11 protein-coding genes are annotated in these 14,887 nt (G+C 58.4%); 4 read left to right on the top strand and 7 right to left on the bottom strand.

Annotated elements, in window-relative coordinates:
* The first annotated feature begins 644 nt into the window (after nucleotides 1-644).
* Nucleotides 645-1,421: a Crp/Fnr family transcriptional regulator gene (locus ACID345_RS00335; protein WP_011520872.1), complete on the top strand. Its 777-nt coding sequence runs from the start codon at nucleotides 645-647 to the stop codon at nucleotides 1,419-1,421.
* Between the two features lie 374 nt (nucleotides 1,422-1,795).
* Here the strand turns inward: ACID345_RS00335 and ACID345_RS00340 are convergent, their stop codons facing one another.
* Together ACID345_RS00340 and ACID345_RS00345 are read right to left on the bottom strand one after the other, a co-directional pair.
* On the bottom strand, nucleotides 1,796-2,824 hold the full coding sequence (locus ACID345_RS00340; RefSeq protein WP_228370710.1) for a sensor histidine kinase: 1,029 nt from the start codon (nucleotides 2,822-2,824) through the stop codon (nucleotides 1,796-1,798).
* A 139-nt stretch (nucleotides 2,825-2,963) separates the two neighbouring features.
* Nucleotides 2,964-4,562, bottom strand: coding sequence for an ATPase domain-containing protein (locus ACID345_RS00345; protein ID WP_011520874.1), 1,599 nt, complete (start codon nucleotides 4,560-4,562; stop codon nucleotides 2,964-2,966).
* A 369-nt stretch (nucleotides 4,563-4,931) separates the two neighbouring features.
* Between ACID345_RS00345 and ACID345_RS00350 the strand changes: the two genes are divergently transcribed.
* A complete protein-coding gene (locus tag ACID345_RS00350; RefSeq protein ID WP_011520875.1) occupies nucleotides 4,932-5,201 on the top strand; it encodes a hypothetical protein in 270 nt (89 codons plus the stop codon).
* A gap of 325 nt (nucleotides 5,202-5,526) precedes the next feature.
* Here the strand turns inward: ACID345_RS00350 and ACID345_RS00355 are convergent, their stop codons facing one another.
* Complete coding sequence (locus tag ACID345_RS00355) at nucleotides 5,527-6,615, bottom strand: MBL fold metallo-hydrolase (protein ID WP_011520876.1); 1,089 nt, start codon at nucleotides 6,613-6,615, stop codon at nucleotides 5,527-5,529.
* A gap of 142 nt (nucleotides 6,616-6,757) precedes the next feature.
* Between ACID345_RS00355 and ACID345_RS00360 the strand changes: the two genes are divergently transcribed.
* Nucleotides 6,758-7,924: an acyltransferase family protein gene (locus tag ACID345_RS00360; RefSeq protein ID WP_187148914.1), complete on the top strand. Its 1,167-nt coding sequence runs from the start codon at nucleotides 6,758-6,760 to the stop codon at nucleotides 7,922-7,924.
* A gap of 75 nt (nucleotides 7,925-7,999) precedes the next feature.
* Nucleotides 8,000-8,926 (top strand): universal stress protein, encoded by a 927-nt coding sequence (locus tag ACID345_RS00365; RefSeq protein WP_011520878.1) that lies wholly within the window; start codon nucleotides 8,000-8,002, stop codon nucleotides 8,924-8,926.
* Between the two features lie 78 nt (nucleotides 8,927-9,004).
* Here ACID345_RS00365 and ACID345_RS00370 read toward each other — a convergent pair whose 3' ends face one another.
* From ACID345_RS00370 to ACID345_RS00385, 4 genes are all read right to left on the bottom strand, one after another.
* Nucleotides 9,005-11,809, bottom strand: a complete 2,805-nt coding sequence (locus ACID345_RS00370) for a response regulator (RefSeq protein WP_011520879.1) — start codon at nucleotides 11,807-11,809, stop codon at nucleotides 9,005-9,007.
* 186 nt (nucleotides 11,810-11,995) lie between these two features.
* Nucleotides 11,996-13,489 (bottom strand): outer membrane protein assembly factor BamD, encoded by a 1,494-nt coding sequence (bamD, locus tag ACID345_RS00375; protein ID WP_011520880.1) that lies wholly within the window; start codon nucleotides 13,487-13,489, stop codon nucleotides 11,996-11,998.
* Nucleotides 13,490-13,713: 224 nt separating this feature from the next.
* Nucleotides 13,714-14,388, bottom strand: coding sequence for a ribulose-phosphate 3-epimerase (gene rpe / locus ACID345_RS00380; protein ID WP_011520881.1), 675 nt, complete (start codon nucleotides 14,386-14,388; stop codon nucleotides 13,714-13,716).
* Nucleotides 14,389-14,485: 97 nt separating this feature from the next.
* Complete coding sequence (locus ACID345_RS00385; RefSeq protein ID WP_011520882.1) at nucleotides 14,486-14,836, bottom strand: VOC family protein; 351 nt, start codon at nucleotides 14,834-14,836, stop codon at nucleotides 14,486-14,488.
* Between the last annotated feature and the right edge of the window lie 51 nt (nucleotides 14,837-14,887).

The raw sequence follows: 14,887 nt of genomic DNA on the forward strand, positions 1-14,887 counted from the left end.
GTTTTTTTCGGCCTGAATCGCCGCTACGGTGAAAATGTGGCTTTTTCCGTATGGTGAAACCCGAAGAAACGAGGAAAACTTACGGTAAAACCCGAAGTTAGAAGTTGGTTAACATAGTCTTCCAAGTGCATATTTACTGATGATTTACAGACACGTACCCTATAAGTGGGACCGGTTTTGCCCGCCATTTTTTTCCCAGAACCGCGCTAACCGTGCCCTGGACCGTAGATTTCTTCTAACTTGTCGGGTTTGCCGCAAAGGTGGTACAGGAAAGTTGGAAGATTTTGTTTACTGAGGGGTAAATAGGGAAACAGGCGCAACGCAGCCGGAAGAGAATTGGTATTTATTCTGTCGGTCCCGTGTTTTCGTCGGGTTCAACGATTTCCCCATGCGTTTTGAGCGGAGAAATGGCGTGGTCAAAATAGCTCATGTTTTTCCCCGCAAATGGAAGATGATGTAGATACAAGTACTCGGTGGGTGGTTCCTGAAAGAGGTTCGGCATTCGCCTCCTGGCGAAGCCGGGCCATAGCGAATTGGCTCCAGCCCTCATCTCGATGTCAGGCGAGCGCAACATGCGACGGCTGAATGGATGGGTTTACTATGACCTGCGGCAGGCTCGCAGCATGGGCGCGAAGGAGGCGGCTATGGCAATCAGGCGTTCTGTATCAACAACAAACAAGCGGCCGCGAAGACTTTCGTCGCCAGCGACTGCGCTCGCGACGGCGGCTTCGCGCCGGAAACTGGTGGTTCCGAAGCGAAGGGCCCCGGCGGTTCCCACGGACCCGGCATTCGATGCCCATACTCTGCTCGACAGGTTGGGATCGGGGAGTTCCGGCAAAGAGTTTCAACGGAATGGATCCCTGTTCGCGCAAGGCGATCTGGCGGATGCGGTGTTCTATATTCAGTCGGGAAAGATCAAGCTGACGGTGGTGTCGAAGCGCGGTAAAGAGGCGGTCGTCGCTATCCTTGCGGAAGGCAGCTTCTTTGGGGAAGGCTGCCTGGCGGGTCAGCCGCTCAGGATGTCGACTGCGAGCTCTCTGCAGCGGAGCACTCTGATCCGGGTGGAGAAGCTGGTGATGTTGAACCTGCTTCATAAGGACAAGGTCTTCGGCGAACGGTTTCTTGCTTATGTCCTGTCGCGGAATATCCGCATGGAAGCGGACCTGGTGGATCAGCTCTTCAATTCCAGTGAGAAGCGGTTGGCGCGGCTTCTGCTGTTGCTGGCGAACTTCGGAAATGAATCGAAGCCGATTCCAGTGATCGCAAAGATGAGCCAGGAAACGCTTGCCGAAATGATCGGCACCACGCGCTCGCGGGTGAGCTATTTTCTGAATCGCTTCAGGGAGCTGGGATTCATTGACTACAACGGTGGCGGAATGAGCATTCACAGCTCATTGATGAGCGTGGTGCTGCACGATTAGCTTGTGCATTGTCATCATCAGTGCCCCGTTTCCGGTGGACCTGCGTGGCGGCAGGATACAGGTCAAAATTGACCATCCAGGCTCCGTGTTCCTACCTATAGTTTGACAATGAGAATCCAATCGTTGCATTTGTCCGCTTACCCATGCGAAGTATGCCACGGTCCCGTGGTGGCTGGTTGGCTTGGAATTCGCGAGACCGAGGTCACACGGGAAGTTGACTTGCGACAGGTGGGGGCGATCTGTCTGTTCTGTGGAAACCGTCAGGCTACGATGACTACGCCGCTACGGGAGTTCGCGCCCACTCCCTGGGATATCGGGTTTCGAGGACATGAAGATCCCACAAGCGTCGCTTAACCAGGCCTACGCAACTGTCTTTAGACAGCTCTTGCAAAGAAGACCCTGGATTCGAAGTGCGGCCGCTCGGGAAGAAATATCGAGAAAACAGTCCCCGCAGCGGGTGGCGAGACGCTGCTTCTCACCTGGATTTTTCCACTATGTTTACGGACGATTTCGGAGCTCACCCACAGCCCCAGACCCGCTCCGGTGTCGCCCTTGGTGCTGACAAAAGGTTCAAACAACTGCTCCTTGATGGCAGGATGAATCCCCGATCCGGAATCTGCAATCGTGACTCGCACGCCGGGACGGGAGCCGTTGCTGCGTTCGCTGCTCGCCGCGACTCGAATTTTCAGCATTCCCCCCGTTCGCATCGCATCCAGCGCATTTCCTATCATGTTGAGGATTAGCTGCCTGAGTTCGGCGCCCATCGCCAGCACAGGCCGACACTCGCGAAAATCCGTTTGCACCACGATCTGAGCTGCCGTCAATCTCGCGCGGAAAAGGTTCAGTGCGGAATTCACAATTTCTGCTGGGCTAACCAGTTCAGGCCTGCCTGTCTGATGGTATATCCGTAAGGTCTGGGTGACGATTTCGGAAACACGCGCGAGTTCGCGTCCCGCTGTCTGTGCATATTCCTGGCACTCCCACAGGCTTCCAGACTGGCCCATCAGATACAGAAGATTGGTCACAGATGCCAAAGGGTTGTTGATTTCGTGAGCCATGCTCGCGGCCAACCGTCCAACCACCGCCAGTTTTTCGGACTTTCGCAACGCTTCTTCTGCCAGCCGCTGAACTGCCAAGTAATCCCGCATCTGGTACTGCCGGCGACGGCTGCGCAAAGCTGCCTGCACTGTGCTCACCAGAGTCTCAGGCCGCGCCGGCCGTTCCAGTAGTACCACGTTGCCGAGCGGCTTCCGAAGCAGCGATCTCCTTTGACTCTCCTCGTCAACCTCTCCGGACATTGTCAAAAGAATGATTGGGAAGTCCGACCATGATGGTTGTAGCGCTACCTGTGCCGCCCACGCCGTAATTTCCGGCAATGTGAGCGTCTCTTCCGCTACCAGCAAGGCGCCTACGCCCGCAGCCATCTCGATTCGGGCCATCGCCAACGTTCCCGGCTGCTCGCAACGGATACCCTTGCTCGTTAGCAGGTCGGATATAAGTTCCGCATCCCGCCCGGTGGGAGCCAGTACCAGAACGCGTAGATCACGGTCGAGGTTGTTCATCCGCCGCACTCCTGTTAACACGCGCGCCGCGGGTCTGCATGCCCGCCGGGTTTCCTCGATATTTTGGTGCGCCTGTCAGCACCCCTTCGAACTCGGTCAGCACGCTTCCTACCGTGATGCCTCCGTTCTTCATCAATAGTTCGCGAATTGTCCGTTCGTGCGCCCCGCTTCTCTTCTTGATTACCGAAAGTGCCTGGCGTACCTCGCCGGCTACCTCAAAGTATCGAAATAACAGGACGGTATCGGCCAGGTAGCTCACATCCACAGGCGTATCAATGTTGGAGCCGACGAAACCGTGCTGCGCCACGGTCATCAAGGTCGTCACTCCTCTTTGACCCAGAAAAGCGAGCAGTTCGTGCAACTGCATGGTGAGGAATTTCTCGCCTGGCATTCCGTTGAGAAAGCCATTGAGGCTGTCGATCACCAGTAGCTTCAACTCTTTCGTCTCGGCCAGTTGCCTGATCTCGTGGACCAATTGGCCTGGGGACAACTCCGCGGCATCTACTTGTCGAAGCGACAGTTTCCCGGAATGAACATGTTGCTCTACCTCGAGCCCGAGCCCTTTCCCCCGCTTCGTCAGGGTTGCCAACAATTCATCAAAAGCAAAGAAGGCGGCAGTGTTGCCTTCTTCCGCTGCTGACTTTGCATAGCGCAGTGCGATCGTGGACTTTCCGCATCCTGCGGGTCCCAAAAGAAGTGTGCTGGTGCCCGTGTCCAAACCACCCCCGAGCAATTTGTCGAGTTCATCCAGACCGCTTTTCACTGCCTTTTGCGTGAATGTCGAGGTATGCTCCGAGGCAATCAGCCGGGGATACACCTCGACCCCGCCGCGCCGAATGCTGTAATCGTGAAAACCCTCGCGGAATGCCGAGCCTCGCAGCTTCTTCACTTCCAGCCTGCGTCGCTTGCTTCCATACTCTCGCTCCAAGCTCTCCAGCATGATCACGCCGTGCGCAATGCTCTGGAGTTGCCGGTCCTGTATGTCGGCGGTACGGTCGTCCAGCAACATTACTGTGCAGTCTCGTCCGGAGAAGTAGCGCTTGAGCGCCAGGATCTGCCGGCGATACCGCAACGGGTCCCGCGCCAGCAACCGCAGCTCGGACAGCGAATCGAAAACCACCCGAACCGGGTGTAGTCTCTCAACCTCTTCCAAGACGGAATTAATGGTGTCGGTGAGCTCTATTTCTGAAGGGTTGAATACGGTGTACTGCGCTTCGGGCTTAAGCTGCTTGTCATCCGGGACCATCTCGAAGATCGGAATCGCATCAAACGACCAGCCATGCGCCCGAGCAATTTCAAGCAGTTCATGTTTCGATTCCGAGAGCGTGACGTAGAGTCCCGAATGTCCGCCACGGAGCCCTTCCAGCAGGAACTGCATCGCAATCGTTGTCTTGCCTGTACCCGGGTCTCCTTCTATCAGAAATAGATGATTTCGTGACAGGCCTCCCCCGAGAATATCGTCCAGCCCAGCAATGCCGGTGGAGAACAGTTCTGCCGGCGCAATCACCTTCGCTTCGGTTAAGCCGCTGCCGTTGGATGGCTCTCTGGATGCCGTCGTTGTTTTGGTGTGCGGGTCCACGTGAACTCCTATGGCCAGAAATAAAACAACGTCTCTTGTGTGTCGCACCCGGTGTGGAGAAGCGCGCCTGCGTGAACTTCGTCGCGCAAAAACATTGTTAAGCGAAAGTTTGAGGGTTGCTGCTGAATAGGAATGGTCAATTTTGCACATTTGCCAAGAAAAATTGCGCGCCCCCGGCATTTTCGCCACGGACGAGAGTGTAAGAAATATTCGGGGAGGCTTCTGTCTGTCCCCTAGTTTTCCGCTTCTCCACCCACCCAAGCCAAATTGAGCCGCAACCCACGATTCACGCGGCGGGTTTGAATCCTATGACGTCTCCCCGATACTCCCCCACATCCCATCGCGTAGCACAAACGGGAGGGTTCAAACATGAGCAGCACCACTCTGAAGTGTGGACTCGGATTGGCAGCGATGGCCGCCACCCTGGGCTTCGCGCAATCCCCACCACAGGATTCGACCAAGCCCGACAATACCGCCGTCAATCAACGCGACCGCGACAAGTCGCAACCCACGGCGGACCAGCAGAAAGAGAATTCGTCCGACCGTGACACGGTCCGCAAGATCCGGCAAGCCCTCGTCAGGGACAAGGCTCTCTCGATCTATGCCGGGTGCCCCGGGTCCGGTCGGAATGATCTTTAATTCTGTTCTGTCTTCATCCCAAGAGCGAACTTTGGGTGCCCCGGGTCTCGCGATTTTCGAGACTTGGGAGAGAGGATGTCTGCACCTCGAGGCAGTGTCTGAAGTCACAGCGAGCGTGGAGCCGTGGAAAGATTGGGTGGTAACTAAGTTAAAGTCGATCCCACCAGCGAAGTTCGGCGAGGTGAGGGTGGTGCCGGGATTCTCGTCCGCCCAGGTCTCGAACCCCGCGAGACCCGGGGCACCCACGCGGTTTTGGAGGGGAGAAGGTAGGAAAGAATCATGATGGCAGCGGACCCGGTTATCCAATCAACCCGCGGCGCAACCCTTATCGCGCCTTGATCTGGTTGTAGGAGCTCTTTACCAACCCTGCAAACGATTCGTCGAAGAAGCTTTGATCGTCGTCGTTCTTCCCTGCGAATTTTTCTTTCCAACCCTTTGACTCGAGCGCCTTCGGCACTTGTGTTTGCGCTTCTTCTAAGGTCTTGCCGTCGTTGATCTCTTTCTCGACTTCGGTATTCACCGACTGCATTAAGTCGATCACCTGCGTGATGTATGTCTTGTCGTGCTGGACGTCGCCGTGGCCGGGGACGAAGATGTTGGCGTCGATAGCGGCCAACTCGCGCAGGGTGTTTACGAAATCTACGGGGAAGCCGCCGAACATGTAGGGCACCGGGTGGTCGAGGACATCGCCGGTGGCTACCAGTTTGTCGTTGGGCAGGTAGACGACGGTGTCGCCCGCGGTATTGGCGCGGCCGAGGAAGAGAATTCGTACCGGCCGGTCGCCTAGATCGATGTCGAGTTCATGTTCGAACGAGACATTCGGAGCCAGCTGGTGCGCGGTCTTGAATTCCTCTGCTACCGGCCCGAGTCCCGCTAATGCCTTCTCGTATTCCTTTCGAACCGTCTCCCCGATGGTTTCGCCGTTCAGATCTTTCCCGGTGTCGAGCACTTGTTGGAAGCGTTGCGCCCGCGATGGATAGCGCGTCAGGACGCCAGGGTTGTAATCGCCGATGATCTTTTGTGTGGGACGGCTGGCGATGATCTGGATTGCGGGAAACGCCTCGGCATAGGTCGCGTTTCCCAGGGTGTGATCGAAATGCCAGTGCGTGTTGACCAGGTACGTGACCGGCAGCGAAGTCCACTGGCGGATCTGTGCGATGTCCTGACGGGTGGAGGAAGGCAGCAGGCAGGAATCGACCACCAGCACGGCGCGCTTGCCGATGATGACGGTGGTGTTTCCCTGGGGGAAGGTGTCGGGGGCGTCGGGATGACGGATCTCGTAGATTCCCTCGGCAAGCTTGGTGGTGGTTCGCTCCTTGGTGACGGTGGAGTCAGCGAGTGAGAATTGCGAGATTGCGAGCAATCCTACGGTGAAGAGAGCGCGCGAAATGGAGTTGAAGATCGACATTGTCATAGTGTGAGCAGTGCGAACCAGGGAAGGAAAATGGATTGCTGGATGGGGCGACTCGTCCACTTTCAGGGCTGGCTTAACGGATTTTTGCCGACAGGAAAGTAGTGATCTGGGACTAGGTTGTCCCGCTACAATGCAGATGTCCATGCGCGTTAAAGAGGGCCTGCAACATATCCCTGAGCTCGACGGGCTTCGCGGCATCGCGATCCTCGCCGTGATGGGCTTTCATTTTTCCGGCGATACGCCGGTCTACTTCGGGAAACTGGCGGCCGTGTATTGGGCGTTCTTCTACGGCGGCAACGGCGTTGACCTCTTCTTCGTGCTCTCGGGATTTTTGATTACCAGCATCCTGCTGCATACGAAGGAATCGCCACAGTACTTCAGCTCGTTTTATGCGCGACGCGTGCTGCGCATCTTTCCGCTCTACTTCCTGGCGGTCGCACTCTTCTTCTATGTTGAGCTGCCGTGGCTCGAACACCTGTACGGCGCGCGTTCGACCTTGCGTTCCGAGCAGATCTGGTACTGGACCTACCTTGTGAACTGGCACGACACGCTGGGGAATATTGTGGGCGCGATGGGACACTTCTGGTCGCTCGCCATCGAAGAGCAGTTCTACTTCGTATGGCCTCTGGCGATTTGGCTCTGCAGCCGCAAGCGGGTTCCGCTGCTTTGCATCGGCGCGATTGTGCTTTCGACGGCGCTGCGACTGGTCTGCGATCTGCGGGGCTATGAAGTGGAGTACATCCACCGTGCGACTTTTACGCGGTTCGATACGCTCGCGCTTGGTGGACTGCTCGCGTGGATTGCTACCGACGAGCACTGGATGACGGTCGCGCAACGATGTTTCAAGTTTGTTGCGCCGGCGTCGTTGGTGCTCTTTGCCGCGAACGAATTCGCGCATGCCGAACTCGGAAGGTTCGCGGGATACGTAACCGTAAGCTATTCGCTGATGGCGCTGATGTGTGGGTCGCTGATCTTCTACGGGATCGCACACACCGGCGACGGAACTCTTCTGGCGAAGATCACGCGCTCGGCATTCCTACGCAACGCCGGAAAGTACAGCTACTCGATGTACATCTTCCATCTTGTGGCGAAGCGCGAAGCGATGGTGCCGATCGTTAATGCGCTGCGCGGCTATGGACTTCCGCTCTCGATCGCGATTATCTTTGGCATGGTCGTTTGCGGTCTGCTCACGTACGCGTTCGCGCTGCTCACCTGGAACGCTTTTGAGAAGCATTTCCTCAAGCTCAAAGACCGCTTCCCTTACGACCTTCCTGCGGACACGAGGATCGCGACCGTAACCACTGCGTAACCCCGTTGTGTCCTACGTCACAGCGCACCGGTTGTCTTCTGCGCGATGATTTCCTTAGCAGGAAGCGAGGTGTGTATGCCTCTCAAGGCAGCCCTTCATATTCGTCCGCAATCCATTGTCTTCGCTACCGACTTCTCCTTCGAATCCGAACGCGCGATGCGTCACGCTGCGGCAGTTGCGCGGCACTTCGGCTCTACGTTGCACATGGCACATATCGTGTGTTCGATGGGACTGAAACTCGTGGGTCCCGAAGCTGTGGCGGTTGCCGATGACATCGCGATCCGTGATCTTCACTCCTTTGAGCACAAACTCGCCATCAAGGGCCTGCTCGATGGCGTTGCGCACGACTGCATCGTTCGCGACGGTGAAGTATGGCCGCAGATCCGCTCGCTGATCGATGAGCTAGAGGCCGACATGATCGTCATCGGCACGCACGGTCGCCGCGGTCTCGGGCGTCTTCTGCTCGGCTCGGTTGCGGAAGAGATCATCCGTCGTGCCGAGTGTCCGGTGTTGACCGTCGGGCCTGACTTCACGCTTTCCGGAGTCGAGAACACGCGCGAGCCGCATCCCATCTTGCTTGCTACAGATTTCCAGCCGGCATCGTTGCAGGCGATCCCATATGTCGCCAGCTTTGCTAGCGAGCGCGGCGTGCCGCTCATCCTGCTGCATGTGATTCCGCTGATCCCACATCGCAAGAATGGTGACTGGAGTCGAAGCGCGACGCTGGCGGACCGTCGACACGAGACTGAGACCGCGGCGTTCGAGAAGCTGAACGCGCTCATCCCGAAATATTCGCTCGGCGACGGACAAGTGGAGTGCGTGGTGCGGTGTGGCGAGACTGCGGAGGAGATCGTGAAGCTCGCGCGCGAACTCAATGTAGATGCGATCGCGATGGGTCTGCATCGTTCCGAGCATCCGGAAGCGGTCACGCATTTCCGTCACACGATAGCGTGCGACGTGATCTGTCACGCCAGGTGCGCGGTGTTGACGGTGAGGAACTGAGCTTTGTCGCAAAGAAGAAGCCCTCCGTTTTCGGAGGGCTTACTTCTGACAAGAATTTGCGGAGTACTTCGACTTTAACTACTTCTCTTCGCCGGCTTCGAGTTCTTTGAGGATCTCGGCCACGATCTGTGGCTTCAGGCGATCGAGCGCTCGGCTGATGGCTGCGGCCAGCTTGTCCTGCGAGGGGATGCTCTTCTCGCTTGGATCTTCAATGGCGGCGCCGCCGAAACCGACAGCCGGTTTCGGTTTATAGGCGTCGCCCATGGCAAAGCGGCGAACCTCTTCCGAAATCGACTGCGTCTCTTCGGCACGAGCCAGGTCCTCTTGGGGCAAGGCTCCGCCGAACGCGGCAGCCATGGCTGCCGCCAGTTCTTGGGTGGGCGATGCTCCGGCATCGGGAGGTGGAACTCCCGTGTCCGGGGTCACCGCGGGTTGGGGCGCGTTCTTGTCATCCCGCACCGTTTCCTCCGCAGGCGCTGCTGTTGCAGCCTCAGGTTGTGGCGCCACTTCCGCAGTCACGGACGGTTCAGCAACTGCAACCGGCTCGACGACAGCTTCGGGCACAACTTCCTTCGGCGCTTGAGCAATGCGCATTTCGTTCTCGAGCGATATGGTTGTTTCTGCTTCGGACAGCGCTACTTCTTCCGCCATCCAAACGCGCACCGCGCCAATGACGACGGCGGGCGCTTCTTCCACGGCGGCACTGGCCGCCGCTACACCAGCTCCCGGAGCCGAAGGGCTCAAAGACGTGGTGGTTTGGCCGAGCAAGTCGAGCACGGCCGCAATCTCTTCCGTGACATCCGCCTTCGCCGAAGGAGCTTCCTTCTTTTCTTCGACTGGCGGGGCTGGCGTTTCCGGCGCGACTGTCGCAGCTTCGGCGACCGCAGCGGTTTCTGCCGGAGCAGTGGTGTTCTCGGCCGTTTGGGCTGATGCTTCTGCCGGAGTCTCGGTTCCAGATGTGGTAGCGGGAATCGGGCGCATTCCCTTGCGCGCCTTCTTTCCCGACTTGGAAGGAGTGGACTCGACGGATGGCGTCTCAACTACGGCCGGCGTTTCGGCTACGGGTGCTTCGACTGCAGACGTCTCGACGACCGCTTCTTGAACAACAGGTGTCTCGCCAGGAGCAGCCTCGGTAGCAACTGCTTCTACGGCTGGTGTGTCGGTAGTGACTGCTTCCGTCGCAACCGTCTCCGCTGGAGTTTCGACAGCGGTCTCGGTAGCAATCGCTTCCGCTACTGCTTCGGGCTCCGATGGTTCCGCGACGTGCGCAGGTTCTTCGATGATGAGCCGTCCGCCTTCGAGTGGCAGGACTGCATCGGTCAGGCCTTCCATCGGGGAGAGGTTCGGATCTTCGGTGGTGACCACGCCTTCGGATTCCGCCGAGCGCGAGGTCGGAACCAAGCCATCTTCGGTCGCGTTAGCTACGTGGATATGCTCGTTCGATTCCAGGTGCGGGTCCGGTGTCGCGGTGATTGCGACTTCGGGCGTGATCTCGAGCGCGGGATCGACGGCGGGGATCTTGTGGCCAATGTCGTGGGCGGCGCGGATATCGTCAGAGAGGAATCCTGCTCCCGTCGGAAGCACGCCATCTGCGGTCTGCTGCAGCGCGGGATCGACGGAAATTTCCGCGACGGGCGCAGGCTCAACCGCGAGAGGCGCCGGTTCTGCAGGCGCACTCACCGCGAATTCGTTGCTCTCCAGGGCGACGGGCGCCGCTTCGGGCGTGGGAACCACGGGTGTTTCTGTTTCTAGGGCAGCGACGGTTTCCGGTGCGGCTTCCGCGACCGCAACAGGTGTTTCCGGCGCAATCTCCGCGGGAACCACGGTTTCCGGCGCAGTTTCTACGCTCGAGTGCGCGATCAGGTAGTCTACGAAACCCGGAAGCACGGACGATGCGCTTGCAATCGGCGCTTCTGTGGGTGCTTCTGGCTCTATTGCGGGCGCGGCGATTTCTGGCACGGGCGGCGCGGTTTCCGCGACCGAAACCGCGGCTTCGGTGGAGACCGGCGCAGGTTCTTCTGTCACGATGGCAACGTCTGTGACGGGCGCGATCTCAGTAGCGGCGAGCGCGGATTCGACCGGCATTGCCACGGTTTCCATCGCGACAGTTTCCACGGGAACAGCGGGCGTCTCGAGTTCGGCGACGGCAGCCGATGTTTCCGCGACGACGGTGGAGGTTTCTGCCTCAGCCACCGCGCCCGATATCGTAAACGCCGGCATGGCGTCCGAAGTGGACCCAGTCTTCATGCTGGCGACCACGCCTTCCACCGGGTATGCAGGCGATTTCGGCATGTCCGGCGCTTCGGTGCGCGCGTGCGCGCCGGCGTGCTCGGGAGAAGAAGTACCGCCTCGCCATCCCTGCAGGCCGGGCTCCATGTATTCCTGGATCTGTTCGCGGGTCAGCTTCACCGTCCGCTCGTAGGTCGCTGGCGTGGAAGCCGGCGGTGGCGGCGGTGTTTGTGGCGACGCGGGTTGCGCTGGTGCTCCGGGTCGTCCGGGCTGGGCTACGTTTGCGATTCGCTGCGAAAATCGGTGCACAGCGCGCAGTAACTCGCTGGCCTCAAAGGGTTTGACGATGACACCGTCGGCGCGTACCCGGGCGCCTTCCTCAGGCTTGTAGGGCTCCATTTTGCCCACCGTCAACAGGACGGGGATGCGGGCCGTAACGCTCGAGGACTTAATCTTTTCGCAAACTTCCAAGCCGGTGTAGCCCGGCATGTAGATATCGAGGATGCAGAGCTGGGGATTAATTTCCGCGATTTTTTTAACAGCGGCTGCGCCATTGCTTACGGCCACAACCTCATAGCCGGCGTCGGTCAATATTTTCTTGCCCATGTTTTGGGCAGTCATACTGTCGTCGGCCAGCAGAATCTTTAAAGCCACGGAAAGAATCCTTCGCGCAAAAAGGGCAGGAGAAGCGGTGGCTCAAAAGTTAATGGTTCCAGCGGTAAGAGTCAATCCGGAATCTCTGCATAAGGCTTCTTACGTTAGTCACCAAGGTTTAAACCAATCCTAAATGAGAAAACCGGCACGCAATATGCCGGTTTTCACCTGAGATAGATACCGCGTCTAGAACGGGTTGAGCTTTCCGATCCCGTGCTTCTTCTTCTTCTTGCTCGAAGAATCTTGCGGGGTCTGGCTCGAGTCCTGCGCGGCCGGCGCTGCGGTAGAACTGGTGGTGGATTGCGTCGTCGCGTTGCTCGAATCGGTATTGGCGTCGTTCACACGGGTTGGTGCCGGCGCTGCTGCCGTATTGGTCGCAGGTGCGCTGGTCGGAGCCGCGGTAGCGGTGCTGGCAGGAGCTGCACTGAGTGTGGTGCTGGAGGCCCCGCCGCTCGTGGATGGAGCGGTGGGCGTCGGCGTACCGGTTTCCACGGGAGCTGCGGTTGTGGGAGCCGTCGCGCCGCTGTCCGAACGCGGGATCGGCTGGTTTTCCGGCGCTGGACCGGTGCCGGTCGGTGTCTCGAGGGTAATACCGCTGCCGCCCTTGGTGGGAGCAGGCTTTCCAATCAAGGTTGCGTTGGCGTTGTGTACGAGGTCGACGGCGCTGGTCTGCGGCGGATCCACCATGATGGGATCGCCATGATTGGTGGCCATAGAAGTGTCCGGATGGTGCTTCATGAAACTCATCATTTCCGACTTCTTGGTCAAATGCCCGCGGCCTGCTTCTTCCGCCTTACTCTGCGCGATGGCTTCCGGCGTTGGCGTCGGGATAGGCGCGTGAAGTTCGGCGAGCTTCTTCTTCGCGGCTTCTACGCGATCGGTTGCCGGATAGCGTGTGATGATTTTCGAATAGGCGGCGACAGCGTCCTTTTCGAAACCGGCGATGGCATTAGCGCGCTGGGTCTCGGCCAGGCGCGACGCCTTGCGGACCAGGTTCGCTTCTGCCTGGTGTGCTTCGCCGAGCAAGAAGAGCGCTTCGTCAGAGCCGCTGAACAACGGATAGGTGTCGGAAAGAGTTTGCAGGCGCGCCACGGCCGCCGGATAGTCCTCGCGCATGATGTAGAACTTGCCGATGAGGAACTCGCGTTGCGCCAGGATCTCTTGTACCTGGAGCAGCCGCGTTTTCGCTTTCGGAACCAGCGGACTGTCGGGGAACTGAAGGATCATCTGGCGATATTCTTCTTCCGCACGCTTGGCGTGGGTGTAATCGCGGTCTGGCTTCTCCATTTCGTCGTAGTGGATGCCGGCGATCTTCATCTGCGCTTCCGCCGATTCGTTCGGCATGGACTGTCCGAAGAAGACGATGAAGTCGCGGTATTCGTTTTCGGCCTGGGTCATGGCCGCTGATCCACCTTCGGCGTACCAGGAATCGCCGATCGAGAGCTTGGCGCGGGCGATGAACTCGGAATCCGGGTAGGTGTTGATCAGGGTCTGAAGGGTGACGCGCGCAACATCGAACTTGTTGTGCTTCATCGCGTCCATCGCGCGGTCATACAACACCTTGTCCGGCTGCTTGGAGTCGATGTTGGCGATCGGGTTGGAAACCTTCTTGTTGTGACAGCCGGTGGCTGCCAGCGTTGCCAATCCGATGGCAGCGGTTATGAGAGCACGACGAAACATTACGACCTACCTTTGGTGCAGGGGCTAAAGCCCCCGCTCTTCTGCAACTCTTTCGGCACGGCTGAAGCCGAGCCCTGATACGGACCGCAGGGGCTAAAAGCCCCGAAATTCCTGCGACCTTATTCGGCAGCGCTGAAGCGCTGCCCTGATACAAACCACAGGCAAAAACCTGGGCTTATGCAACTTTTTGGCAGCGCTGAAGCGCTGCCCTGATACAAACCGCCTTAGACCTTGACTAGCGTGGCGCTGTTGGCGGCCTTCAATAGCTCTCTTGCATTTTCGGCGGGATCGCCTTTGCCGAAGACAGCGTTTCCAGCAACCACGATCTCGACCCCGGCGCGAATAGCTTCGCCAATCGTATCCAGAGCCATGCCACCGTCAATTTCAATCCGGAAATTTGTCCCGCCCTGGTTCCGCAGCGCGACGAGTTTCCGCACCTTGTGTAACGTGGCCGGAATGAACGGCTGCGCGCCGAAACCCGGATTCACCGACATCACCAAGACGTAGTCCACGATATCCAGCACTTCCGAGAGTGTTTCAACCGGAGTTGCCGGATTGATCACCACACCGGCCCGGCAGCCATGGTCCCTGATCAGGTGCAGGGTCCGGTCGAGATGAAGGCAAGCCTCCTGGTGCACCGAGATCCAATTCGCGCCCGCATCGGCAAATGCCGGGATGTAGGCGTCGGGATTCTCGATCATCAGGTGGCAATCGATCGGAGCCTTCACGGCCTTACGCAACGACTTCAGAACCGGCGGCCCGATCGTAATATTCGGAACGAAGTGGCCATCCATGACGTCGAAATGCACGACGGTCCCACCGCCCTGTATCGCGGCTTCGACCTGCTCCGCGAGGCGGGCGAAATCGGCCGATAGAATGGAAGGCGCCAGTTCGATCAAAAGGGTCTCTCAGATACGCTGGGAACTGTGGAAATTCTAGCACGCGGAGGCTTTGCTTCGAGCCACCGGTTCGTGCCTTAATCCCACTTAAAATCTGCTACTTAGAAGGTTCCCAGAGCCCAACCGTATTGCCGCCGTTGTCCTGGATCCAGGCAAACTTGCCTTCTCCGATGTCCACCGGCGGGACGACCACCTTGCCACCGAGGCCCTTTGCCTTCTCGGCATAGGCCGCGATGTCCTCTACTTCGACGTAGAACAAGGTGTATTGGTGAGGCTCATGTCCGAGAGACATGATGTGCCCGCCGATGCCATGCGCGGCGCCCTTGGGGAGCCCGACATAGTTGGGCTTGCTCTCGTCCATCTCCCAGTCGAAGAGGGATTTGTAGAAGTCGCGGGTGGCAGCCACATCGCGGCAGCCGATTTCGAAATACATGACGGGATGAGGCATGGACTTCTCCTTACTCAATTTTCAGAGTGGCACTGTAACGCAGGCATCGCG

Source organism: Candidatus Koribacter versatilis Ellin345, assembly GCF_000014005.1.
Taxonomy (GTDB): Bacteria; Acidobacteriota; Terriglobia; order Terriglobales; family Acidobacteriaceae; genus Korobacter; species Korobacter versatilis_A.

What these genes read in the sequence shown, in the direction of transcription:
- ACID345_RS00335 (WP_011520872.1), top strand. Translation starts at nt 645, where the DNA reads ATGGCAATCAGGCGTTCTGTATCAACAACAAACAAGCGGCCGCGAAGA.
- ACID345_RS00350 (WP_011520875.1), top strand. Translation starts at nt 4,932, where the DNA reads ATGAGCAGCACCACTCTGAAGTGTGGACTCGGATTGGCAGCGATGGCC.
- ACID345_RS00355 (WP_011520876.1), bottom strand. Translation starts at nt 6,615, where the DNA reads ATGACAATGTCGATCTTCAACTCCATTTCGCGCGCTCTCTTCACCGTA.
- ACID345_RS00360 (WP_187148914.1), top strand. Translation starts at nt 6,758, where the DNA reads ATGCGCGTTAAAGAGGGCCTGCAACATATCCCTGAGCTCGACGGGCTT.
- ACID345_RS00365 (WP_011520878.1), top strand. Translation starts at nt 8,000, where the DNA reads ATGCCTCTCAAGGCAGCCCTTCATATTCGTCCGCAATCCATTGTCTTC.
- bamD (WP_011520880.1), bottom strand. Translation starts at nt 13,489, where the DNA reads ATGTTTCGTCGTGCTCTCATAACCGCTGCCATCGGATTGGCAACGCTG.
- ACID345_RS00385 (WP_011520882.1), bottom strand. Translation starts at nt 14,836, where the DNA reads ATGCCTCATCCCGTCATGTATTTCGAAATCGGCTGCCGCGATGTGGCT.